Below are 24,451 nucleotides of genomic sequence, written 5' to 3'. Positions count from 1 at the left end.
CATGTTGGTCGGGCAAATGCTCGGACCTGTCAGTCGCCAGGGTCTATCTGAGCCCGTTATATGGACCGACCCGGGTACGCTACATGCGGGACCGATCGGTTTCGACCCGCGCGTCGTTTTCGGGCTGCGTCACAAGGGGCGATACCGCACGAAAGCCGCCGATGCGCTGCCGGGTCTGATCGGCCCGTAGCGTGGTTAGCGCTGCTGCGCTACGAGCGCGCCGTCCAGATGCCGACGAGCGCGGCCAGCGACACGAGCATAAGAAACCCGTTCATTACCAGGAGCAACGCCGCTGGCAGGCGCTTGATGTCGGGTCGTGGCGGCGGGGCGCCGGCACCCATCTCGCGCCACACCGCGGCGACAAAGCAAAAGGCGCTGAACAGGATCAGCATGGTCCCGGTCGCCGTCGCCAGCCACGGGAACACGACGTCCTTGAGCAGCGCGCGCGCGCCGATCCCGGAAGCGAGCGCCGCCAGTCCGGTACGCACCCAGGCGGCATAGGTGCGTTCACCGGCGAGGATTGTGCGGTCTGCGGCAAGCTCCGTGCGACGATCAGCGCTGTCCACCTGCTGGACTGCGCTGTCCTTCAGCGTGCTCGCGCTCTCCGCCAGCTTCGCATGGGCCCGATCGGCGTCGTGCGGCGCGTCCATCAGCCGGCGGTGACGGTGGTGCGATGCCAAGCCGTCGAGAGATAGCCGGCGAAGTTCCAGATCGCTTCGGGCCGTTCGGGCTGCATCTGCCCGGCACCGTCGACGGCGCGCACGACCAGGACGTGGAGCCCGGGCGAGAGATCGACCGTGACGTGCCACTGCGTCCAGCTCCAGGGTGAATCCGGTTGGCTGGTCAGTTCCGCCTGCAGCCAGTCGGTGCCGTCATTGACGGAGACCTCGACGCGCGAGACCGCTCGGCCGAAGGCGACCGCATAGCCCGCGATTTCGCATGCGCCGGCGCCGATATGCGCGCCGTCCACGGGGGCGCAGATCGCAGCGTTGAGCGGCATCTCCTCGATCGTCAGGCCCCGGTCCCAATCCGCGTCCTCCTTCGCTACCGACGCCGGAAAGAGCTTGTAGTCCTTGGCCTGGATCGGCGCATCGGACGGGCGATCGCGCACCTCGATGCGCGTCAGCCACTTGGCGCTACGAACGCCCGCATAGCCCGGCACGACGAGCCGCAGCGGTGCGCCATGTTCGGGGGCCAGCACCTCGCCGTTCATGCCCCAGGCGATGAGCACGTCCGGCTCTAGCGCCTTGGCGATCGAGATCGAGGCACCGAACGGCGCCGTCTCACCATCGACATCCACGTCGTCGGCCCCCGTAGTGCCGACGAACGACGCGCCATCTTGGATGCCGGCCGCGGCGAGTACGTCGCACAGTGCGACGCCGGTCCAAGCCGCATTGCCGATCGCGCCCACGTCCCAGGGATCGCCCGAAGTCTTTTCCACGTCTTGAAGATGTGCCCGACGATTGCCGGCGCACTGCATGGTCGCGGTCACTGTCCGGGTCGCAAATGCCGTTTGAAGTTCGGCGACCGTGTAGGAGCGCGGGCGGTCGACCAAGCCGTCCAGCGCTATACGATGATCGTCGGCCAGCTCCGGCGTAGGTCCGTGACTGCGGATGTAGAAATTCGCCTGCGGCGTCAGGAAGGACGTGATCAGTTTATCCGGAGGCGTTTCCGCATTGAGCGGCTCCGGACAGCGGAGGATTAGATTCTGTTCGGCGCGATCGGATGCGGTCATGCAAGCGGCCTACCATGATGAAATCAATAGCGAAATTGATCGTTTGGCTGGACGATGTCACCCAGACTCTTTCGATAGCCTATCCCTTTCTAGACGGGGGGAGCGATCGCCATGCCGTCGCGCAAGAGGCGCCGAGTGCAAGACAGCCTTTCCCGTAGATCGACTCAATGTGGCTGAGCTTGCTACGACGGCTTTGCCCCAAAAGTCGTCGCTAGGCACCAGGGATGACGGAAAACCCTATCGCCATCGCAGATGCGCGACAAACGGGTGTTTTCGGACACCCAAGCAGACCTGTCGGCGCTTAGCGTATATCTGGGTCCGTTCTATGTACCGACCCCAATCGGTTGGGATCGACCGCTTTTGACGTTTTTCGTCCAGGTCTTGCGTCCTCACCCGACCATGGAAGGCGAGGATGACATGGTCGAATGGCAGGGCACTGAACCCGATGAGTTACCGACAGCGGCCTCGGCGATCGAGATCGCAGCGCGCTACGCCGACCTGCCGGAAGACCTCGGTGCCAAACTTGAGACCGACTGACTGAAGACGCTGGGCACGGCCAACGGACCAGCGCAACGCGCGGTGCGACCATTCCAGTATCGGGAACCGCCGTGCGGATAGCAGACGTACGTGGCCCTTTCTGCACATTGTTTTCTGAACAGGTTGATGAACATTGGTCTGCGGAAAGGGCTGGTTCTGGACGGCTCGTATGCGATGTTCGGAAAACGGCCGGGGCTGTTGAAAAATGCCGGTTGCCTCGCCCTGCCTTTGTCAGAAGGGATGGTGAATCGGGAATCTGAGATAGAAGGGGAAAACCGGCTTAGCGCCATCCGCTGCCACCTACGACATTGTGCATCACTGAGTGTGCTTCTAGATGCATCCAATGAAACGCCGGGCTCGCCCACTCTCCAAGATATTGCATTCCATGGCGTTTTTCGTCCTGGCGGTGATGTTGCTGGTCCGGCTTGGCCCGCTCTGCGAGACGATGGCGATGGCCGCGCCTCCGGCTGCGTCTGCGAAGATGGACTGCGCCAGCAAATCAGCAGGCGCTCCCATCAAAAAGGCGCCTGCGTCGGCCTGCGCTATACCGTGCGTTGCGGTTGCCGGCGAAACCGTCGAGCATATCGAGCTGGTTCCGTCCTCCCGTCTATCGCCTTGGCCGGCTCCACAGACGGGGCTTTTAGGCATGGCATACGCTCCGGCCACACCCCCTCCGCAAACCGTGTGACGTCGAACATCATCACACGTAAATTTCGGAGAATATCATGACCAAGTTCAAGCTCATCAGCGCTGCCTTCGCCCTCACCCTGTCGACTGGCGCATTCGCCGCTGTCGCCGATTGCTGCGCCGACATGGCGTGCTGCAAGGACGGTGCGGACTGCTGCAAGGATGGCGCAAAAGCCAAGGCTGCCGACTGCTGCGATCATGCCAAGGGCGGCATGAAGCACGGCTAAAAGCTGGATAGGGGCGGGCAACCGCCCCTATTTGTTAGGCTACGTTACCCGCCGCGGCACCCCTCCCGCCATGGTCGCTGCGACGAGCGGAGAGTTACCCTTAGGGTTGTGGCTCGTCCCCGCATCCATCGTTATCTCAGCTCGCGTGCGATCACCGCCAGAGCCTGCCTGGCCTTGATACGCCGATAAAGCTCGGCGTCGTCATCATCGGCCCAAGGCGTTCGTTATCACCGACAAACCCTGCTTAGCGAATAAATCCAAGGTGCCGATCTTGTCCCCTTGCTGGCCATGTCACAGCAAGCAGATCTTCCGTCGTCGAAAGCCAATCTGCTAATGCGACGCTCGTCGCTACCATCTCTGATTGGAACCCTGACCTTCGGCATCGCCATCATCATGTCTACGGCGCCAGCGAGTGCTCAGACTGACGAGGATTATATTAACGCCGATCGACCAGGAATTGCGGACGGCAGCACGACCGTGGGCCTTGGCCATTTCCAGATCGAGACAGCTATCCAAACCGAGTTCCGCCATGATGGCGAGGAACATGATCGCACAATATTTTTCCCGACGTTGCTCCGGTACGGCTTCGCTGACAAAGTAGAGGTCCGCGTGGAGGGAAACACGTATTCCTGGATGCGGCAGAAAGATCCTTCTGGTACATCGCATAGCGACGGTTTCGCTCCGACATCAATTGGTCTCAAATACAATTGCCGAGGCACCTGAGGGGTCGAAGCAGGTTTCGATTGGCGCTATCGCACCCTTTCCACCATCCGGATCAGGTGAGTTCCGCAATACTCGAACAACTGGCGATTTCAGGCTAGCAGCTGACTGGGGGTTTGCCGACAAGTGGTCGTTAAACCCCAATATCGGTATCGGCGTGTTTCAGGACGACACGAACCGTAGTTATATGGCGGGGCTCTTTGCTGCCACGCTTAACTTCAACCCAAGCAAGACGATTAACTTCTTCGCATATACAGGCATCCAGGCGCCCGAAGAAAAAGGCGGAAAGGCCTCGGTCATTGTTGATGGGGGCATGGCTTACATAATCGGGCACGATATTCAGCTTGATGTCAGTGTCGGCACCGGTATCGCTGGCTCCACGCCACCGCATCCATTTGTAGCTGCCGGGTTTTCGAAGCGCTTCTAGGATCGTGTGTAAAGCCGTTCGTTTTAATGATAGATGCCGAAGGCCTTGCTCCTCCAGTGGCTGTAGCTTGTATGCGATATTCGCGCCCTTCGATCGCGAAGGGTCGGAGATAGCTTTGTGCCGCGACCCCCGTTGCAAATCACCCCCGTATCTCGACGTTCGATGATAGCTCACCTGGTAGGATTCGGAGCGGCTGCGGCTGTCAGTAAAGGCGCCTTAGCAACGGTAACTCCGAAGCCTGTTGGGAAGTGGGATTTTGGCCCGCTCGTGCTCGATTGGAAACCTTTGGAGGTTGCAACCGGCGACACGCTGCTGGTGGACGCCCAAGTAGGAGGCTCGCCCGTCAAAGCTGTGCTGGATAGTGGGAGCGGCGCATCCATCATCGATCTGTCGCTAGCTCAAGCCCTTGGCATAGAGAACGGTGAACGACGCACAATAAGCGGTTTGGGTGGGAAAGCGCCTGTTCGCCTAATCCATGATGTCGATGTGCAGCTAGGAGATCGGACACGCCGTTTGCCGTTTGCCGTGGTTGCCGACCTGAGCACGTTGTCTGCCGCCTTCGGAAGACGGATAAATATGCTGCTCGGTGCCGATATGTTCGTCGAAAACTGCATAGCTCTCGACTTCGGCAGGCGGCAATTTGCGTTTGCGCCTACGGGCAGTTTCCTCGGGGGCGGGGAGTGGACAGCCATCGCATTGGGCCGTGGCGCAAAACAAGAGCTGTACGTTTCTGCATCGATCGCGGGATCAAGGCCGGTGCCGGTCATGATTGATCTCGGCAGCTCAGCGGCGCTCATGTTGTCATCGAGCTATGTCGATACGTTCGGTTTGACCAAAGAACGAGCGACGTCAACCGCCGCGCTGGGAGGGGTGGAAGGCGTTGCTACCGTCGATGTTTTCACGACCCCGACGTTGAGCCTCGGCGGGCTCTCGGCTCAGGACATCCCCACCTTGGAAAACCGAAATTGGCTTCCAACCAGCACAGTAGGGAATATCGGACTGCCACTGATCGGCCAATTCGATGTGATATTTGATGTGACCGCCGGGTTCGTCTGGCTCCGTCCGCCTGCCTCCCGGCGTCCTCTTGCCATGTTAAAGGACCGGAGCGGGCTCGGGCTAGCTACGTCCGCAACGGCACTCACAGTTGTTCATGTGGCAACGAACAGCCCGGCAAAAAAGGGCGGCTGGGCGATTGGAGAGCGCATCGTCAGGGTCAACGGCCACGGGATCAATGCTGACTATACTCACGGGGATCTCTGGCGTTGGCGTTTCGGCCCGGCTGGCACGCCCATCACGCTCGAAACGACTGTGGGAGAGCATCGCACACTGCTGCTCGCCGATTACTACTGAGCGCCTGGAGCGTGCGTCTCGGCAATGGCCTGAATGATTCGACAATTTGCGATCTGATCGTTGGTGCAGCTCTGGCTGAGAACCGCCAACTCGTCTCGCAACAAAGCGAGCTGTGCCAGCCGATTCTCCACATCCTCAAGGTGTCGGCTCGCAATAGCAGAGGCTGCGCTGCAATCTTGGGAAGGGTTCTCCGTCAAGCCGATCAACGAACGAATCTCTTCTATCGAGAAGCCAAGCCGTCGTCCGTTGCGGACGAACTGAAGCCGCTGCACGTCACCAATCCCATACGTGCGACGTCCGGACACGGTGCGCGGCGGAATGGATAGAAGCCCGATCGTCTCGTAAAAGCGGATAGTCGTTACCTTTGTCCCGGTTTGTTGCGCGAGTTGGCCGATCATCAGGGGTGCGCTCGTCATCATTCACTCCACTAATGCGAACATGTCGCAAATTCCGCTTGACCCTATAGCTACTGTAGCATGTAGGTGGAAGGGATGAGCTCTTCCGAACATAACTGCGGCTGCGCTGGCGAACCGGCACGCGCCCAGACCGATCCCGCTTATCGTCGCGCCCTACTGATCGTCGTGGTGCTAAACCTCGGCTTCGGGGTAGCCGAATTGGTCGGTGGATTCCTAGCCGACAGCCAAGCACTCAAGGCCGACTCGCTCGACTTTATCGGTGACGGCTCGATTAGTTTCATAGGCCTGCTCGCGCTTGCTTGGTCGGCGCGCGCGCGGGCGCGTGTCGCGCTGTCACAAGGACTGTTTCTCGGCACGCTGGGAGTAGGAGTGATTGCTTTCGCAATATGGCGCGCCCTCAATGCTACCGTACCCGACGCCGAACTGATGGGGGCGATCGGCATTGTCGCGCTTGCGATTAACATCATTTCGGCACTGGTGCTTGCCCGCTTCCGCGAGGGCGATGCTAATGTTCGCGCGATCTGGCTGTTCAGCCGTAATGATGCGTTCGCCAACGTGGCGGTAATAGTAGCGGCAGGGCTTGTGGCGTGGACGCGGAGCGCTTGGCCGGATCTCGCCGTGGCCGGCGTGATCGCTCTACTGTTCCTCCACTCGGCTTATGAGATCGTCACTGACGCGACCCGCGAGCTGAGAGAATATTGATGCGTCTACTCGCAATGGTTCGGATGGTGCTCTCACTCCGCCTTGTCGCCACGTTTGCTGCGTTGCTGATCCCCGCCGCGGCAATGGCGGAACCCGGCGACGTGCAAACCGCATGGCGACTGCTCGATTATATGGCTGTCGATTATGGCGGAGCCGTTGCCGCTGGCCGGATCAAGAATACGTCGGAATACGCCGAGATGAACGAGTTCGCCGCGTCGGTCTCTACACGACTGCATAGCCTGCCAACGAAGCCGGAACAGCAGGCCCTGATCCAGAGAGCTGCCAACCTTCAGATGGTGATCGCTAGGAAGGGGCCTGCCGAACAGGTGGCATCATTAGCGCACGGGCTCGCAGCCGATCTACTGCAGGCCTATCCAGTGCCGCTCGCGCCGGACAAGGCTCCGGACCTTGCTTCGGGTCGTGCCCTGTTCCGGCAAACCTGTGCGGCCTGCCACGGCATGACAGGCGATGGGCATGGCCCCGATGCAGCCAAGCTCTCGACGCCTCCGATCGCGTTCACCGACGCCGAACGTGCGCGTCAGCGGAGCGTCTTTGCCCTCTATCAGGTGGTGACGCAGGGAATCGACGGAACCGCGATGCAGAGCTTCGCGGATCGTCCGAACGACCAGCGATGGGCTGCGGCCTTTCTCGCCGGCAGCTTCGCCTTCACCGAAAAGCAGGCGCTTGTAGGCGAACGGTTGTGGAAGTCGGACCCAGCGTTACGCCAGCGCATACCGGACTTGAAAGCATTGGTCGCACTCACCCCAGCTACGCTCGCCTCTTCAATTGGAAAAGCCAAAGCCGATGCGGTCATGGCTTATCTGCGCCGCCATCCCGATCAGGTGGTGCAACACGCGCCCGGCTCGCTCGCGCTCGCGCGTGGCAAGCTTACCGCAAGCGTCGCCGCGGCGCGGCGCGGCGACCCGCGTGGGGCCAGGGAGTTAGCTCTGTCTGCATATCTCGACGGTTTCGAGCCGATCGAACCAACACTCACGGCGCGCGATGCTACCCTGATGGGTCGAATTGAAGGCGCAATGGGCGAGTTTCGAGCTGCAATCGACCGCGGTGCCTCGCCTGACGATCTCGTAGAAAAGGTATCGGTGCTCGACGGCCTCTTCGATGATGCGGAAGCAGCGCTAGCGCCTGATGCCACTACGGGAGCGTCCACGTTCCTGGGCGCATTTGCGATCCTGCTGCGTGAAGGGCTGGAAGCGCTGCTCATCGTCGTCGCCATGATCGCGTTTCTTCGCAAGGCGGAGCGCGGAGAGGCGCTGCGCTATGTTCATGGCGGTTGGATCAGTGCGCTTGTCGCTGGCGGGATCACGTGGGTTGTCGCCACCTATGCAATCGGAATCAGTGGCGCGAGCCGTGAACTGACCGAAGGGTTCGGATCGCTGTTCGCGGCGATCGTGTTGCTTTCGGTAGGAGTTTGGATGCACGGCAAGGCGCAAGCCGATCAATGGCAACGCTACATCCGGGAGAAAATGTCGCGCGCGCTTACGGGAGGGTCGGGCTGGTTCCTGTTCGGACTCGCGTTTGTCGTGGTCTACCGCGAGGTCTTCGAGACGATCCTGTTTTATGCGGCACTCTGGTCGCAGGGGAATGGCCCCGTGCTGCTTGCGGGCGCCGCAACGGCCGTTCTCGTTCTTGCGGTGATTGCGTGGGCCATGCTCCGTTACAGCCGCAAACTGCCAATCGCGCAATTCTTTCGCTACAGCTCATGGCTCATGGCGATCCTGACAGTTGTGCTCGCGGGGAAAGGGGTGTCCGCTCTGCAAGAGGCGGGCATCATCAACATAGCGCCGCTTCGCGATGTGCCCCGGCTTTCAATGCTAGGTCTGTTCCCCACATGGCAATCCGTGCTGGCTCAGCTCCTGATGGCGGTAGCTATCGCAATTGGGTTTGCCTGGAACCGGCGCGGTAAGCCGGGTCTGGACTAAGATTCAGGTTGCTAAAGTAGAGGCGGGCGACCGCCTCTACTTTCTGCCAGCCTCGTCATCGGCAGGCTTCTGCCGCCTCGGCACCCCATCCCGCCACGCCCGTTGCGACAATCGAAGCATGATTTGCAAGGTCGTGCCCCTACCACGGATTGCGTCCATCGTTCGGTTCATCTCGCGCGCAATCTGGCTAATAGCCTGCTTGGCCGCTACGCGGCGCCGAAGCTCCCCGTCGTCAATTTCGGTCCAAGGTGTTCCGCGTCGCGTAGTCAGCCCAATACCTCTTCAATCAGGAGCAATCCCAGAAACCCGATGAAGAACATCGCGCTGATAAGCGGGGTGTCAGGCTTCTCGTGCGCCTCGACCAATAGCTCCTCCGTCACGAGGTAGAGCAGCGCCATCAAGCCGAAACTGAGAAACCCGGCGATGACAACGGGTGGAAACGTCGCAACGGGAGTCGCTATCGCCGCACCGATCGGCAGCAACAACGCGATCCCCATCGTAATCGCGATGATCCGTGCCTTGGACTTGATCGTCTCGCCCAACTCGGTCGTCACGGTCAGTCCGAGAAACAGCACCTCCAACGTCAACGCGATCGTCAGCAACACGCCGGCCTTCCCGCCAGCGACGAACGCCAATCCGAGAACAAGCCCGTCGATCAGGATATCGACCGCAACCGCACCCAGCATGGCGATCGGTCCACTGGCGCGACCCTCAAGGGCTTTGAGCGACAGCATCACGAGGATGCCTAGCGCGCCGCCTGTGAATGTCGCGATCGGCGAACCTTCGTGCATCACCTGGGGCAGGATCTCGGCTGCCGCTGCGGCGAACACGACGCCTGCCGCCAAGTGCTGCATAGCGCTTACGAAGGCATCGCTTGGCCGTCTCGATACCGCGAATAGCGAGCCGATCAGTACGGCGACGACGGGAATGAGCGTAAAAGCAACGGCCTGCATAGCTTAAACCCTCACGCTGTCATGAGCCAAAGGCGGCAGTTCGATGTCTCCCCCTGATGGAGCTGGCAGCTCGCGCCGTCCGAAACGAGCGTAGAGCGTCGGCAGCACGAACAAGGTGAGCAAGGTTGCGGATATCAGGCCACCAATGACGACGGTCGCCAGCGGCTTTTGCACCTCGGCTCCAGCACCATGACCAAGTGCCATCGGCACGAAGCCAAGCGACGCAACGAGCGCCGTCATCGCAACCGGCCGGAGCCGCGCCAGAGCGCCTTGATGCGCCGCTACCGCACGATCCATGCCTTGCCGCATCAGATCATGGATGGACGACACCATGACCAGCCCATTGAGAACCGCGACACCTGATAACGCGATGAAGCCGACTGCCGCTGAAATGGAAAACGGCATGCCTCTTAGCACCAGCGCAAGGATGCCTCCGACCAGCGCCAGCGGAACGCCGGTAAACACGATCAACGCATCCCTGACGGAGCCTAGCGCGCCGTAGAGCAGGAACATGATGACCACGAAACAGATCGGCACCACAACGCTGAGCCGATCGCGGGCGGATGCCAGGTTCTCGAACTGACCGCCCCATTCGAGATACGTGCCAGGCGGCAATTTCACCTGAGCGTCGATGGCTGACCGGGCATCAGCCACAACGCCGGCCACATCCCGATCGCGCACGTTGGCCTGCACCACGACACGCCGCTTGCCGTTCTCGCGACTGATCTGGTTGGGACCATCGACCACGGCGATATCCGCCACAGTCGATAACGGTACGAAGCCGCCACTGCCGGTCGGTACCGGGACCTGAGCAACCGCCGTCAGATCGGATCGTGAGCTTTCCGCCATCCGGATCACGACCGGGAAACGACGATCGCCTTCAAAGATCACGCCAGCCTGTCGGCCGCCAATGGCTGCGGCAACCGTGTCCTGCACGTCACCGGCCGTTACCCCGACGCGGGACATGGCAGTGCGGTTCGGTCGGATATCGAGCATCGGCAAGCCTTCGGTTTGCTCAACCCGCACGTCCGCTGCACCCCGCGTCTTTCGCAGGATGCCGGCGATCCGATCTGCGGTCGCGTTCATCTCGCCAAAATCGTCGCCGAATACCTTGATCGCGATATCGCCGCGTACGCCTGCAATCAGCTCGTTGAACCGCATCTGGATCGGCTGGGTGATCTCATAGGCGTTGCCCGGCAGGGTAGAGAGACGCTTTTCGAAGCTCTCTATAAGCTGCTCTCTCGTCAAACCTTGGTTCGGCCATTCCTTCTTTGGCTTCAGGATGACGAAGGTATCTGTAGCGTTCGCTGGCATTGGGTCCGATGCGATTTCAGACGTGCCGGTGCGGGAGAAAGCGAACCGGACCTCAGGAGCCTTGGCGAGTGCCTTTTCCACCTGGAATTGCATTGCCTGGCTCTGATCGACCGAAGTGCCGGGGATGCGGACCGCCTGCACGAGAATGTTGCCCTCATCGAGCTGCGGCAAGAACTCTTGCCCCAATGTCGTGAAAGCAGCCCCGGCGAGTGCCAGTGCGCCGATCGCAACGCCGATTGTGAGGGTGGGTCGGCGCATTGCCGCATCGAGTCCCGGCTCATAGCGCTGCCGGAGGAATGTGACGACGCGGCTTTCCTTCTCCTCAACCCGCTTGCTGAGCCAGATCGCAATCGCTGCCGGTATGAAGGTCAGCGACAGAATGAAGGCGAACACCAGAGCGATGATGACCGTCAGCGCCATCGGCTCGAACATCTTGCCTTCGACACCCGTGAAGGTGAGCAACGGCGCATAGACCAAGATGATGATAGCCTGCCCATATACCGATGGTCGGATCATCTCGCGCGCCGATGCCGCGACAATCCCGAGACGTTGCTCGATCGTCAGCACGTCACCCCGACCATGCTGCGCCTCGCCCAAACGCCGTAATGCGTTCTCCACGATAATGACCGCGCCATCCACGATCAGACCAAAGTCGAGCGCGCCAAGGCTCATCAGATTGGCGGAAACGCCCGCCTCCAACATGCCGATGCTGGTCAGCAGCATCGTGATAGGAATGACGCAGGCCGCGATCAGCGCCGCACGGAAATTGCCAAGCAGCGCAAACAGAACGACGATCACCAGCACCGCACCTTCGGCAAGGTTGCGGGCCACAGTGGCGATCGTGGAATTCACCAGCTCGGTCCGGTTCATGACCGGCTTCACGACGACATCGACCGGCAACGAGCGGCCGATCTGCGTCAGCCGTTCGGCAACGCCCGTCGATACCGTGCGGCTATTCTCCCCGATCCGCATGACCGCGGTCCCGACGACAACCTCATGGCCGTTCTCCGACGCTGATCCCATTCGCAGCCCTTGCCCGGTACGAACAGTCGCGATCTGATTGAGTAGGATCGGAACGCTCTCGCGGGTGGCAACCACGGTACGGGCCAGCTCGTCGGCGTTGCGGACACGCCCATCCGATCGGACCGCCAGCCCTTCGCCGTTGCGGTTGACTACACCAGCACCCGCACTGGTATTGCTGCGCTGTAGGGCAGTGGTGAGATCCTGAAGCGTCAGCCGCATTGCCGCCATGCGCTGTACGTCCGGAATGACGAGGTATTCTTTGGTGTAGCCACCAAGGGAGTCGACGCCAGCAAGCCCAGCAGTGCTTTTTAGCTGCGGCGTGACGATCCAGTCCTGCACCGTGCGCAAATAGGTCGCCTTGTCGGCGTCGCTGACGAGATGATCACCCTCGGGGGTAATATAGCTGGCATCGCGTTGCAGGCCGGGTTCGCCGTTGCGGTGACGAACCTGATCCTGCTCGCGATATTCTACCGTCCACATGAAGATATCGCCAAGGCCCGTGGCGATCGGCCCCATCTCGGGATTCACGCCTTCGGGAAGGTCTTCCTCAGCGGTTCGCAGGCGTTCTGCGACCTGCGCCCGCGCAAAGTAGATATCGGACTTTTCAGTAAAAACAGCCGTGATCTGGGCAAAGCCATTGCGGCTTAGCGAGCGGGTATATTCAAGCCCGGGAATGCCAGCGAGCGCGGTTTCGATCGTGAACGCAACCTGCTTCTCGATCTGATCGGGAGACAGGGCAGGAGCAACGACGTTGATCTGCACCTGGTTGTTGGTGATGTCGGGTACGGCGTCGATCGGAAGCTGACGCAGCGCGCCAATCCCGAGCAATGCAGCCGCAATGGTGAGAAGCAGGACGAGCCAGCGCTTCTCGACGGAGAGGGTGACGATGCGACCGATCATGGCTCAGTCCTCATCCCCGCCCGCACCCTTGCCGAGTTCGGCTTTGAGCGTGAAGCTGTTGGTGGAAGCGATGCGCTCCGATCCCGTAAGGCCCGCCGTTACCGTGACCTGTCCGCCGTTGGTGCGGCCAAGGGTCACAGGGATTGCCCGGAAACCTGTCGCGGTGCGGACGAACACAAACGACTTGTCCTCGATCATCTGCACTGCGGCCGATGGCACAGCGACAGTGCGGTCCCCGGTTGAAGGAACCAGAATCGATACGTTGACCGTCTCACCAACGCGCCATGTGCTGCCGGCGTTGTCGAGGGTCGCGATCACTGGCACCAACCGGGTCGTCGCGTCCAGAATGGGGGACACGAACGTGACGCGCCCCTCCTGACGCCGCCCCGGTGCCGTCACTTCGACGCGCGCGCCGGGTTTCACCCGACCGGCATCGGTGGGGACGAGTGAGGTGGTGACAGTGACCTTCGACAGGTTGGCAACGCGGAACAGCTCTGCATCGGCCGCGACGGCCTGCCCAAGTGTAGCCGACCGCGCGATGACCTGGCCGGCAATCGGCGAGCGAACCGCGATGCGGTTGAGCGCACCGCCTCCGCTGCCCGTCGCTGACAACTGCTGCTGCGCCAGGCGAAGGGCAATGTTGGCCTCCGTTGCCGCCGTTCGCGCTGCTACCAGATCCTGCTCTGGCGAAACCCGTTCAGCGAACAAACGCTGTTCGCGGCGAAGGTTCGATTGGGCGAGTGCGGAACGCGCGCGCGCGGCTTCTACCTCCGCTTTCAGTGATGCCGCTTCCCGGCTTTCGATGATAGCCAGCGGGTCTCCCCGGCTGACTGACTGCCCGAGGTTGCGGGTGAGGGAAACGAGCCGACCGCCTACAGAGGTGGACACAACCTGCACACCTTGAGGATCGCCCTCGATCGTTGCCGATAGCTCGATCGCTCCGGCCACGCCGCCTACTGTAGGACGTGTGACCTCTATCCCGGCATCCGCGATCTGCTGCGCGGACAGGGTGACGATATCCTTTGGACCCTCCTTGGCTTCGCCGGCCTCGGCACCTTTCGTCTTCTCGGCTCCGGCTTTCTCACCGGCCTCGCTGTTGCCACCCCCGCCGCATCCGGCAAGGAGGATAGCCAGGGTCACAGGCGTGAGCGCCCGCATGATCGTGTTCGTCATTGATTGGTTTCCTCGGTCGAGGGCGCTGCGGCAACGAGCCGTTCGAGGCGTGCCTTGGCGTCGTGATAGGTGGCGAGCGCATCGATCGCGGCGGTTCGTGTTTCGGACAGGGTACGTTCTGCATCCAACAAATCGAGCTGACCGAACTTGCCCTCCCGGTAGCCGATCCGGGCAATCCGAGCGGCTTCGCTTGCCGATGCCAATGCCGGCCCGCTGGCGTTACGAGCGGTCGTCGCGGCATTCGCGACGTTTGCCTGTGCGCTTGCGATATCCTGCGCGGTATCCAGCTCGGCGACGCGACGTAGCGCCTGCGCCTGATCGGTCTGCGCCCGCGCCTGCGCCACTGCCGCCTTGCCGTTGTTGAACAGCGGAAACGGGATCGACACCCCGAACACCGCTGCCACGTCGTTCGTAGCCTCAAGCCGTCGTGCGCTGGCGCTGAGTGTCACGTCGGGAATGCGTTGCGACCTGGCAAGCCGCACCTGTGCCTCTGCCGTTGTCACGTCTGCGCGGGTCGCTGCCAATGCCAACGTCCCTGCGGTCTCGATCGGCCGTGCCGGACCAAAGCCCTCGACGCGATTGAACCACGCCAAGTCCAACGGTCCCGTGAGGGGTTGGCTGATCCGTCGGGCAAGATTACTTCGCGCGACCTCGGCAAGCCGCTCTGCGCGCTCCACAGCCGTCTCCGCGTTGATCCGCAATACATCGGCGCGCTGCTGTTCGAGCGGTGATGCTCGCCCCGCTTGAACGCGGACGCCGGCTGCGCGCGACGCTTCGCGGGCGATACCGGCCTGCTCGCGCGCGGTCACCAGTCGGCGTTCCGCTGCGGTCGCCTCGATGTAGAGCTGCGTGATGGCAAGCCGTAGATCAGCCTCGGCCAACGCCGTGCCTATCCGCGCTCGATTGCTAATCGCGTCCGCGACGGCGATCCGTGCCGATCGTTTGCCACCCAGTTCGATCGGTAGTGCCAGACCTGCCGTTGTCTCGGCGCTGCGAAGACCGCGATATTGACCGCTGCCGGCAATGTTCTCGGTCTCGGCGACGATCGACGGGTTCGGCCGGTAGCCGGCAACCGTGCGGCCTGCTTCTGCTGCCCGGACGCCAGCCGTGGCGGCCTCAAGGCTGGGGGCGCTGGCTCCGGCAAGTGAAAGCGCCTGTTCAAGGGTGAGCGGGGGACTGGTCGATGTTGGATCGGCTGACTGCGCCTGCGCGATCGACGCGCATGACGCCACGGCCAATAAGGCCGCAATAAAACGGTGCATGGGTAACGGACTCCTGACGAACCTTTGGGCATCCGCGCGGGCTTTCCCGGCGAGATTAGGCGTCGATCAAGCTTGGGGAGGTCGTAGGGCTGGGTCCGACGCTACCGGGGCCTTGGGCGCATCGCGCCACACCGATGCAGTCATACCAACGCTGCTGGTTGGTCCGGTTGGATCGGACGCGATCGGCACGCCGACATGATGGCCGTGACAACCGCCATGATGATGAGGATACGCCTTGTCGGCGTCTGCCGGCACTTGGTCGGCATCGCCGTCGCAATGATTGAGGGAGCTGACCGCTGTGGTATCAACGCACGTCACGCCTTCGGTCGCATGCGCAACTGATCCAAGCCCGAGCATAAGCACGAACATGAGACAAAGGAACACGGTGGACAGGCGGTGCATCGGCCCGCGCCTTAGCAGCTTACCGACTGCCATGTAACGACTGCTGGTAAGTAGCGGGGGCGGGTGAGGGCTCGCTAAGCATTTCGGCGCGCGCCTGCCGCATGATCTGAAAACCGCCCGATATTCCCAACACCGCCATCAAGGCGGCGACGGCAAGATCAGGCCACGCACTGTTGAGGCCGAACACACCGCCTGCGGCCAGTACGACGGCGATGTTGCCGATCGCGTCATTGCGCGAGCAAATCCATACCGACCTCATGTTCGCATCACCGCTTCGGAAGCGGTACAGCATGACCGCGACCACAAGGTTCGCAATCAGCGCCGCGATGCCGACTACGCCCATAATTTCGGCATGGGGCGTTGCGTCGTGGAGCGCACCCCATCCCGCTGCGAACAGGACATAGACGCCTAGCAAAGCAAGCGTCGCCCCCTTCAACATCGCAGCGCGTGCGCGCCAGGCTATCGCCATCCCGGCAACGCCAAGACTGATTGCGTAGTTCGCAGTATCCCCGAAAAAGTCGAGCGCGTCGGCTTGCAGCGCCTTCGATCCACCCGTGATGCCGGCAACGATCTCGATAACGAACATGCCGCCATTGATGGCGAGCGCGATCCATAGCGCGCGCCGCCACCTGGGGTCGTTGAGAGTACCCGCCTTGTCGGACGCGCAGCTTGTGCAGGCCATGTTCGCCACCTCGAAGAATCGATCTGACAGCCTATATGCACCCTCTAGCCGCTAGAGGGTCAAGCGTTATGTCTGAGAAACTGACGATCGGAAAACTCGCCAGTGCGACGGGCACTAAGGTCGAGACGATCCGCTACTATGAGCAGATTGGCTTGCTGCCCGCACCAGAACGATCAGCAGGGAACTATCGGACCTATGAGGGCGCGCATCTGCGCCGCCTGTCCTTCATCCGTCGCGCCCGCGATCTTGGCTTCTCGATCGACCAGATACGCGAGTTGATGAGCCTTGCCGACCGTCACGATCAGTCGTGCATCGCTGTCGATGTCGTTGCCAACCAACATCGCGACGCGATCAGGCGCAAAATCGCAGACCTCACCGCGCTTGCTGGTGAACTCGACGCGCTGATAGATTCTTGTAGCCGCAACACCGTCGCCGACTGCCGGATCATCGAAGCACTTGCTCCTTCCGCGTAGCGCCTAGCGACTGACCAACTCTCAAAAGCGATCGAATTTTGGGAATGGTCGGGTTTGGTGGAATGCGGACCGTCCGCTATTGGGAAGGCAGATAGCGCTGGCGGACGTGCCCGACGCTGCAGCCTTTCCCGAAAAGGATCCAAACCGTGCGAATACTCAGCGCCAACCTCAATAGGAGCGTGTTGCTCGCAATATAGTATCGCTCAGAGCCGCACCTAAGCGCCTTAGGTGGTGCGGGATCGGGGATGGCACAGTTAAATTACCTAACAAAATTATGAACCAAGGTTTTCACACGGTCTGGATTCTAAGTTGGGAAGAAGGAGCGGGTTTATCGTCTCCCTGGAAGGGGTATAAACGTTTCCGGGGGGGGGGGGTGTTAAATATAAGTTATAATGATCAATACTAAGATATTCTAAATAGATCAGATATTTCTTCAGAAATCGACCGATAGCGCAACCTCTCGACGTGACCTAATCTCTTGTAATTGCTTCTCGATTGTATTCACGACCCCCTCGTATCCGATCGCACCAAGGACAAGGTGATGTGGAGGGTTATCTTCCTCGGTCAGCGAGATCATAGCCAACGCGGCGCGGGCCGGGTCGCCAGGTTGGTTACCACTTCCCTGAGCGGCCTTGTCCATGCTTGCACCAACGGTTTCTGCGTAATCCTTAATTTTTGTTTTGGTCGTCTGCCCAGAGCTACCGGCGAAGTTAGTTCGGAAAGCTCCAGGCTCGACGCAGGTTACCCTGATGCCAAGCGGCTCCACCTCCGCGGCCAGAGCCTTTGAGAATCCTTCTACCGCATGCTTTGTTGCCGAGTAATATGCTGATCGTGGCATACCTTGTATCCCGGCGACCGACGTAATGCTGATGACGTGACCGCTCCGCTGAGCGCGCATGATCGGCAAGATTTCGCGCGTGATAGCGAAAAGTCCGAAGACGTTGGTATCGAACATCGCGCGAATGCGCGCCTCTTCGCCTTCCTCAGCTGACGACATGTAACCATAGCCGGCGACGTTCGCCAGCACGTCAATTCGACCAAAACGCTCGGTCGCGGCTGCAATAACGGTGGTGATCGCTTCGTAATTGGTTACGTCGAGATCGAGCGGGAAGACCTGCTCTGGTGCGCCGCCGATTCCATCGAGGTCAGCGGCGTTGCGCGCTGTGACGACAACGCGACAGCCGCGCGCGATGACGGCCTTGGCGAGTTCTCTTCCAAAGCCGGATGAGGCCCCAGTGATTAGCCATACGTGTTGGTCGGTCATCATATGATCCTTTGTGCACACAGGAAATGCTGCCTTTTGCTCACCGATAAGCTTCGGCCAGCGGTCTCGAGATCCAGCCGGGGTTAAAGCGAATGCAATAGACCAGAGAAAGCAGACGCTCCGCTTACGGGATCGGGGCGTCTTCCTTACTCGCTGGTCGCAGGGTCGTACCGTGGTGCGGTCAAATCATCCCGTTCCGTATAATTTTGTTGTCAAAAATCCGTCCTGCCAAATGGCCTGTAGGATTGGCTCGTGATCTTCATCATAGGGACAATCGTCATATCCCAATTTTTCGCTACTGGCGGCGTTAACCCCAGCGGTTCGGGCTCTTTCGTATTCCGGAACGTGATCTGCCACACACACACCGCCTTGTATAAAAGGATGGTATGATAACGACTTATGCTAGATTCTGATCCCGCCTTTCCACTTTGATGAACGAACGTCTGCAAATGGAAGCGGGGTGAAGACCGTGAATGTCTATTTTTGGGCGCTTCCGGCCGATCCGCCGTTCCCGAAAGGGAACATTGACCGGGAAACCTGACCCGTCGATCCGGCTGACAGCCGCAGACGGGTGCGCTTTCTCAAAATCTGTTCCCAATTTGAAATTCTCGAAATTGCGGATTTTGATGGCAAACTGGGAAAGATGCCGATCGCTCTTGGGCGGATATGGGGTGACGACTATACCCGAACCTGAAGCCGGGTGCTGATGTACACAACACCCTCAGCAGCACCGTCCGTGTATGTTCAACAAACGGACGTTTTCTGTACAGGTGCTTCCCGTCCCCGAAGATGCTGCAAAATCATTTGCTCCCAGACAGTTAGACAGAGCGAGTGTTCAATAAACGGATGCCGGTGAACAGTCCAACGCGAGTGGTTGCTAGCGACGGGCAAAGCGGAAAATCGGTCCGATCGCACCTACCCTAACGGTGTTTCAGAGGCTGCCACATCCGAGCGCTTGTCGTCTTGAGACCCACGCTGCGAGTGTCTGCTTCTATCCGATCCCGCTGTTCGCCCCCGACGACTTTAGTGACCGCTTTGTCCCAAAAGGCGTCGTTTGGCAGTCGACGTGGCGGGAAACACTGTCGCATTCTCCAATGTGCGACAAACAGGTGTTTTGCGCCATTTGGTCGGATGGCATGTAGCGCTGATACGCCGCACTGATCAGCATCGACGGTTACAAAGCCATTGGGCATCATGCTGTTATCAAAGTCAGAACATTCGCCACGATGGACTGCAACGATCACGCCGTCGTAATTACACGCGCTCACGTCAGCTGCCGCGCAGACCCGGGATAAGCCGTTCGGCCTCAGCACGGCTAAATAAGCCGGATGCCTGAGGTTTAACCCCACGAGAACGAGCAAAAGCGCCAATTGCACGCCCATAGAGATTCAGTTTTTCGCCCATCTCTAATGTACTTATAAACCGATTGGCTAACTGTCTGGCTGTATTCATAGATATTTCTCGGAATGCTGGCCCTGGTCCGAGCAGCAAGTTCGAATGCTGAGTGAAATGCGGAGGACTAATGTTCATGATCTCGGCAAGGTCTGACTTCGTTACCATGCAGTCGCTCCAGTCCATGTCGCTCGTGGGTTGGAAGCACTGCAACGAGAATACTTCCTCTGATTGGATCGCGATACGCTGCGCCAAGCGGCCTTCCCGCTCCGCCAGGCTGGCCTGCAACTCGCCGTCAACGATTGCTTTGAGGACTCTCGCCCATGGCTTTGGACGGCCGCCAATCCTCCTTAGTGCCTGTGCAAGGCTGATAGGATGCGCGTCACATCTTTGAAATAATCGGTGACACAGCTTTTCGCGAAAAGCCTGCAAGCTGTCTCGACAGACGGCGAGCTGCAAATGATCTCCGCGACCTGCCGGTACATATGCAGCTGCCACAATACCGAGATGAACCATTTCGCAGATCGCGTACGTTGGCACACCGAGCATTTCTGCGGCATGGATCAAACGTAGGCGAGGCTTTTTATGGGCAAGCATTGGCGCGAGGGCTTCTCGGTCGACGAGAACCTTCAACCTGATCCCGTCAAGTGCCAGGAACGAAGGCAACTTGCCAGCCTTGCGCATTTTGAAAAGTGTAAGTCGGTCCGCGCCGGTTAATTTCGTCATTTCGGCGATGGTAACACCACGTGATCGTGCTGTTCGGCATCGATCAGCAAGTTCGGAAAGCACCTTTTGGACAGCGGGTGACAATCGCAGATCGTTGCAATCGCAAAGCACTTTGTAAAAAGCTCTGCGGGCGCTCCCACCCTTCATGTTGCCGCCACGGTTGAGCTTCTCAGCAACATGTTGCTCAATCGCGCCGGGCCAGCCAGCTAGGAAAGGCCACGTCGCCGCCAAAGCCGGAACGACAAGATCGCGAGCGATGTCGAGACAAAGAGATTTGCTGTTAAGCAATGAACTTACCCGTCGGTCGATAACGGGCGCGAGCACGCAAGCGAGCTCGAGCAAATGTCCACCGTTCAATTCTGCCAGGCCTGCCGGAAGATGACGCCGGATGATCCTTTGCCGGTCTGGATCATGGTGGATTAAGCCTACAAGCTTCTCAAGGCCATCACGTAAGCCCTCGGGCACTGGCGTCGCTCGCGCTCGCGCGAGTGGTTCTGCGCAGTAGTCGCAGAGGTCGATCCCTGCCGTACGCCGCCAGATCTGGCGGCGACGGCACGACGGATTTGGGCAGAGCTCTTCGAGATACTCCCATGTCTCGGTGCAGATCGGGAGTTGGCGGACTTGCCATAGACCACGATGATGTGCGGACATCGCCAGTGCGTTGGGTGAGAAGCGCCTATAGGAAAATTGTAGAAACTCTCGAGGTACAGCCGTCCCGAAGAAATTGAGCATTCTTGCATCGGGTGACCATAGCGGGGAGTGCAGCCGGGTGATTTCAGTACTAACGCCCAGACAGTCGGCAAGGATTTCCAAACCCGTATCGTCGCAGAAGGAGGCGTGAGGGCGATCCAATTGAATGTCACCCGTGACCTCGGTGATCTTTGCCATTCGCGGCATGTGATGCGCCGCCGCAACGCGCGCGACATAGCCATCCAACGATTCCCCTGCAATTATCGGAAGAACCCTCGTCACACGCCATGGCGAACGAGCGGTGCTCATTCCCCAGGCTGCCTGGCAAACGGGTTGCTCTGGCAAAAATCGCGCGGGATGCAGTAGCTATCGACTGCTTCTGCAAGATCGTTTCGATAGATGGAGGCCCGTCCATCGTGAAGGGCAACCGCCATAGCGGCGCGCACGATTTTGCAGATGCGCCGCACCCGCCCCGCCGATGCCTCCCAAAGCGGCCGCGCAATACTTTCGTGCGTGAGATCCGACAGGCAAGCCAGAATGCCTGCGCATACCATTGCATCGTCGAGATCGGCCAGGAAGCTGACGAAGAGGGCGCGGTCCCCTTTCGTGTCCCAGCGTAGCGGCGACAGATCGATGTCATCGTCAAGCCGCTCCATCAGCTCAGGTACCTGAGCCAGCACCGATCCGGCATCTTCCGAGCCAACAAAGGCCACGGGCGCGACGCCTGCGTCCATGATCTTTTCGCGGATCGCTGTGGCGATAGCACGGCTCATTCGGGGCCTACGTGCGGCGCGGTTGAACTCATCGAAGACGACGATCTGCACACCGCAGCGCCGCATCTCAGCGATCGCTCTTGGCCAGCGCGCCTTTTCGGTGCCAACATCCGGCCTAGCTGCTCCGAGAGCCTGCAGGATTGAGGTTGGCAGAGAGTCGGTTGTCCCTGCCCCAGCCGTCTCGACATGGAGCAACGGTTTGCATCCCTCGTCGGCCGATACTTCCAGACGACGGCGAAGTGTGACGATGGATTCGGTTTTGCCGCAACCATGTGGCGCGACAAGCATGGCTCCGCCGCAAGGAGCGTGTGCCGGGCGGCCTATCGCCGCAACGCGCATCTCATCAAGCGCTGCAACGACTGCCGTTTGAGGTGGGTAATCTACGCGAATCGCATCAAACCTTGCCTTGGCGTTGCCCACGCGGTTGGCTGCGCTGGCGGTCGTCTCTTGCTCGGGTGCAGAGCTGAACCGCCCGTTCATTGGTAGCCCCCCTTGGTCATAGGCAGCCGGCGCTTGCGAGCCGGGGCGTCGAGTTCGATTTGCCCCGCTGCAGCGTGCTCACGGCGACGTTCGAGCGCCGATTTCGCCGGTTTGGTACGCGGATCAGGTCGTGATGAGAGGATGTCCTGGTCGAGCGAGGTCAACCTTGCCCGGTCGTTGGCAATGAAATCACCAAGCGTGACCGAAGAGGGCGCCGCGTGGACCAGATCAACGATGTTTCCTGTAGTTTGCCTTATGCGTGGCACTTCGATGAGGGTGGCCAGGCGCTTTCGTGAAGCTGCAAGGTCGCCAGGGCTGATATTGCGGATAGCGTCAATGAGATGCCCGCGGGCGTTCATCCGCTCCTCCTGCGTGTTGAACGCCAACCCCTGCTTTTGCGCCTCGCGTTCGATCTGCTCGTGCAGCCACAAGGGCATGCCGCTGCTGTACCTCTCGTCGGCGCACATCAGTTCGACATATTTCCTGGTCTTGCGATTCCAGACATGGATGCGACTGATATCCATACTGTCGTAGCGGAACTCGACGGTCGCGGTGGCATCGCTGCGCCGCTGGCGGCGCGGCTCGATGGGCACAAGGTCGCGCAACAGTTCCGGCACCGCCTGAATCTCATGATAGCGCAGGTTGAAAGCGCGGATGCCGGAGGGAGAAAGCTGCGCGCCCGAGCGCACCTCCATCACGTCGCGCGCAAACGATGCGAAGTCCGCGAAGTCGTTGATGCCGAAGCGATTGATGTCACGTTCGAACACAAGCGCGGGTTGCTGGCTACCCAGGCCGTCATGCGGCTCGACGTTGTATGATGCGATGATCTGGTTCGCGATCGCCTCTAGCTCATCGAGCATGACGATGGCTTGAGCCTCAGCGTCGTAACCCCAACGTCTGGCATCGTTCAGCGTCAATGCTCGCCCTGGCAACAGACGGGTTGTTTGATCATTAAGGGTTTTGATCGCACGCTCGCCGATCGCTCGGTAGGTTGGCTGCTTAATCGGACAGAAACGCACGGAAAATCCCGCGTCCCGCGCTGCCGCTTCGAGCGTGTGGCTACGAAATTCGACGGCGTTATCGAGGATCAGGCAGCCCGGCTTGCCGCAAAGCATGGCAAGAACCGGATACCGACTTGCCATGGCTGGCGGGGGACGTTTGGGCAGCACGATGCGCCGTAATATCTCGCTGACCGACCATCGGCACGGATCTTGGAAGGTTATCAGATGGCCGACGATGGCGCGACTTTTGACGTCGATAGCGAGTGTCAGCCACGGTCGTCCAAGAACCATCTGAAGGGCTGGACACACGACATGTACGTCGAGCCAGGTGTGATCCACGATCACATACTGCATGACGAAATCAGCCGCGAGCGGTTTACCGGCTCCTGACCAATCCTGCTTGACGGCCTCTACCTCTATGGAGGTGGCCAAGGTCTTGTCCGACTCTAGTTCGTTGAAACGGCGTCGCACGGTGCGCTCTGAGCAGACCTCAAAAGGCTCGTGCGGCTTGTCGATGGACGGGTGACGCCCGTCATTCACCAGATTAAGCCGATAGGCATAATCGGCATGGATGTCCGCGACGTGGCTCCCCGCCTTCCTGCCCTCGAGCACGCATGTCCAGAGGAGCTGCTGCTCGATGCCGCCGTTCGGCGAACGCACGATGCGCCTGCCGGACAGCGGAACCATGTGACGAGGATGACGATTTCCGATGCTGCCGCGGTTCTTTCGCCAATTCTTCACCGACGATGCGGAAGGTTTTTGTCCGAATCGATGGGCCAACTCGGGCGTCCAGCAGTCATCGAGGGCGGCTTTGATGGCACCAGTGCCTTGCGGAACGCCCCGTTCGTCCAGCATTTGGCAAGCGGTCGCCATACGCAAAGCGCGGGAAGAGATCGCGCCCGCCTGATCGCGGGTCCATTCTGCGCTATCGTTGTAATTGCGGATTGTTTCGGATGAACGCGGCGTTCGAGTCACAGCATCTCCACCGTGCTGCATAAGCTGGAATTGCTCGACGGTCGGCAATTCGAGCGATCCGTCCTTCTGCTCGTACTTGAGGATCTCGCCTGTGATGAGGTGGGTAAGCTGCACCCGGCCGTGAGCGTAAGCAGGATGATATTCGGCTCCGCGAACATCAACGATCGCGCCGGGAGAAAAGCGTATATGCGCCATGGAATTCTAGCCTTTCGGGACGCGCCGGGAGT

The 24,451-nt window shown here is 60.2% G+C and carries 20 protein-coding genes; 8 read left to right on the top strand and 12 right to left on the bottom strand.

Annotation, left to right across the window (positions count from 1 at the left end):
* Nucleotides 1-209: 209 nt before the first annotated feature.
* Both AC3D24_RS13900 and AC3D24_RS13895 read right to left on the bottom strand, forming a co-directional pair.
* On the bottom strand, nucleotides 210-680 hold the full coding sequence (locus tag AC3D24_RS13900) for a DUF202 domain-containing protein (protein ID WP_199860756.1): 471 nt from the start codon (nucleotides 678-680) through the stop codon (nucleotides 210-212).
* Complete coding sequence (locus AC3D24_RS13895; protein WP_465238553.1) at nucleotides 650-1,735, bottom strand: sulfite oxidase; 1,086 nt, start codon at nucleotides 1,733-1,735, stop codon at nucleotides 650-652. Before AC3D24_RS13895 ends, AC3D24_RS13900 begins: the two co-directional genes overlap by 31 nt.
* A 252-nt stretch (nucleotides 1,736-1,987) precedes the next feature.
* Between AC3D24_RS13895 and AC3D24_RS13890 the strand changes: the two genes are divergently transcribed.
* From AC3D24_RS13890 to AC3D24_RS13870, 5 genes are all read left to right on the top strand, one after another.
* On the top strand, nucleotides 1,988-2,272 hold the full coding sequence (locus tag AC3D24_RS13890; RefSeq protein WP_489031528.1) for a hypothetical protein: 285 nt from the start codon (nucleotides 1,988-1,990) through the stop codon (nucleotides 2,270-2,272).
* Nucleotides 2,273-2,997: 725 nt separating this feature from the next.
* Nucleotides 2,998-3,186 (top strand): hypothetical protein, encoded by a 189-nt coding sequence (locus AC3D24_RS13885; RefSeq protein ID WP_489031527.1) that lies wholly within the window; start codon nucleotides 2,998-3,000, stop codon nucleotides 3,184-3,186.
* Between the two features lie 288 nt (nucleotides 3,187-3,474).
* Nucleotides 3,475-3,909, top strand: coding sequence for a transporter (locus AC3D24_RS13880; protein ID WP_489033162.1), 435 nt, complete (start codon nucleotides 3,475-3,477; stop codon nucleotides 3,907-3,909).
* Complete coding sequence (locus AC3D24_RS13875) at nucleotides 3,878-4,333, top strand: transporter (protein WP_489031525.1); 456 nt, start codon at nucleotides 3,878-3,880, stop codon at nucleotides 4,331-4,333. The genes AC3D24_RS13880 and AC3D24_RS13875 overlap by 32 nt, the downstream gene beginning before the upstream one ends.
* A 267-nt stretch (nucleotides 4,334-4,600) precedes the next feature.
* Nucleotides 4,601-5,683 carry a retropepsin-like aspartic protease gene (locus tag AC3D24_RS13870; RefSeq protein ID WP_489031523.1) on the top strand — a complete coding sequence of 361 codons (1,083 nt, stop codon included), beginning with the start codon at nucleotides 4,601-4,603 and terminating at the stop codon, nucleotides 5,681-5,683.
* On the opposite strand, the gene AC3D24_RS13865 is transcribed toward AC3D24_RS13870, so the two are convergent.
* Nucleotides 5,677-6,099, bottom strand: a complete 423-nt coding sequence (locus AC3D24_RS13865; protein ID WP_489031521.1) for a MerR family transcriptional regulator — start codon at nucleotides 6,097-6,099, stop codon at nucleotides 5,677-5,679. The genes AC3D24_RS13870 and AC3D24_RS13865 overlap by 7 nt on opposite strands.
* Before the next feature lie 75 nt (nucleotides 6,100-6,174).
* Between AC3D24_RS13865 and AC3D24_RS13860 the strand changes: the two genes are divergently transcribed.
* Both AC3D24_RS13860 and AC3D24_RS13855 read left to right on the top strand, forming a co-directional pair.
* A complete protein-coding gene (locus AC3D24_RS13860; RefSeq protein ID WP_489031519.1) occupies nucleotides 6,175-6,801 on the top strand; it encodes a cation diffusion facilitator family transporter in 627 nt (208 codons plus the stop codon).
* Nucleotides 6,801-8,741, top strand: a complete 1,941-nt coding sequence (locus AC3D24_RS13855) for an FTR1 family protein (RefSeq protein WP_489031518.1) — start codon at nucleotides 6,801-6,803, stop codon at nucleotides 8,739-8,741. The genes AC3D24_RS13860 and AC3D24_RS13855 overlap by 1 nt, the downstream gene beginning before the upstream one ends.
* A 266-nt stretch (nucleotides 8,742-9,007) precedes the next feature.
* On the opposite strand, the gene AC3D24_RS13850 is transcribed toward AC3D24_RS13855, so the two are convergent.
* The 5 genes from AC3D24_RS13850 to AC3D24_RS13830 form a co-directional block, all read right to left on the bottom strand.
* Nucleotides 9,008-9,694: a ZIP family metal transporter gene (locus AC3D24_RS13850; protein WP_031393017.1), complete on the bottom strand. Its 687-nt coding sequence runs from the start codon at nucleotides 9,692-9,694 to the stop codon at nucleotides 9,008-9,010.
* 3 nt (nucleotides 9,695-9,697) lie between these two features.
* A complete protein-coding gene (locus AC3D24_RS13845; protein WP_489031516.1) occupies nucleotides 9,698-12,931 on the bottom strand; it encodes an efflux RND transporter permease subunit in 3,234 nt (1,077 codons plus the stop codon).
* A gap of 3 nt (nucleotides 12,932-12,934) precedes the next feature.
* Nucleotides 12,935-14,104 (bottom strand): efflux RND transporter periplasmic adaptor subunit, encoded by a 1,170-nt coding sequence (locus tag AC3D24_RS13840; RefSeq protein ID WP_489031514.1) that lies wholly within the window; start codon nucleotides 14,102-14,104, stop codon nucleotides 12,935-12,937.
* On the bottom strand, nucleotides 14,101-15,366 hold the full coding sequence (locus AC3D24_RS13835; protein ID WP_489031512.1) for a TolC family protein: 1,266 nt from the start codon (nucleotides 15,364-15,366) through the stop codon (nucleotides 14,101-14,103). The genes AC3D24_RS13840 and AC3D24_RS13835 overlap by 4 nt, the downstream gene beginning before the upstream one ends.
* 421 nt (nucleotides 15,367-15,787) lie before the next feature.
* Entirely contained in the window at nucleotides 15,788-16,450 is a 663-nt protein-coding gene (locus AC3D24_RS13830; protein WP_489031510.1) for a cation efflux transmembrane domain-containing protein, read from the bottom strand.
* 68 nt (nucleotides 16,451-16,518) lie between these two features.
* Here AC3D24_RS13830 and AC3D24_RS13825 point away from each other — a divergent pair, with 68 nt between their 5' ends.
* On the top strand, nucleotides 16,519-16,923 hold the full coding sequence (locus tag AC3D24_RS13825; protein ID WP_489031508.1) for a MerR family transcriptional regulator: 405 nt from the start codon (nucleotides 16,519-16,521) through the stop codon (nucleotides 16,921-16,923).
* A 433-nt stretch (nucleotides 16,924-17,356) separates the two neighbouring features.
* Here AC3D24_RS13825 and AC3D24_RS13820 read toward each other — a convergent pair whose 3' ends face one another.
* The 4 genes from AC3D24_RS13820 to AC3D24_RS13805 all read right to left on the bottom strand — a co-directional run bounded on the left by AC3D24_RS13820 (nucleotide 17,357) and on the right by AC3D24_RS13805 (nucleotide 24,419).
* Nucleotides 17,357-18,187: an oxidoreductase gene (locus AC3D24_RS13820; protein ID WP_093400850.1), complete on the bottom strand. Its 831-nt coding sequence runs from the start codon at nucleotides 18,185-18,187 to the stop codon at nucleotides 17,357-17,359.
* Between the two features lie 1,269 nt (nucleotides 18,188-19,456).
* Nucleotides 19,457-21,304, bottom strand: coding sequence for a TniQ family protein (locus AC3D24_RS13815; protein WP_489031506.1), 1,848 nt, complete (start codon nucleotides 21,302-21,304; stop codon nucleotides 19,457-19,459).
* Nucleotides 21,301-22,248 (bottom strand): TniB family NTP-binding protein, encoded by a 948-nt coding sequence (locus AC3D24_RS13810; RefSeq protein WP_489031504.1) that lies wholly within the window; start codon nucleotides 22,246-22,248, stop codon nucleotides 21,301-21,303. The genes AC3D24_RS13815 and AC3D24_RS13810 overlap by 4 nt, the downstream gene beginning before the upstream one ends.
* Nucleotides 22,245-24,419: a hypothetical protein gene (locus AC3D24_RS13805; protein ID WP_489031502.1), complete on the bottom strand. Its 2,175-nt coding sequence runs from the start codon at nucleotides 24,417-24,419 to the stop codon at nucleotides 22,245-22,247. The genes AC3D24_RS13810 and AC3D24_RS13805 overlap by 4 nt, the downstream gene beginning before the upstream one ends.
* Nucleotides 24,420-24,451 lie beyond the last annotated feature (32 nt).

Source organism: Sphingomonas sp. SL1004 (assembly GCF_057815015.1).
This window is presented reverse-complemented; position numbering and strand designations above follow the sequence as displayed.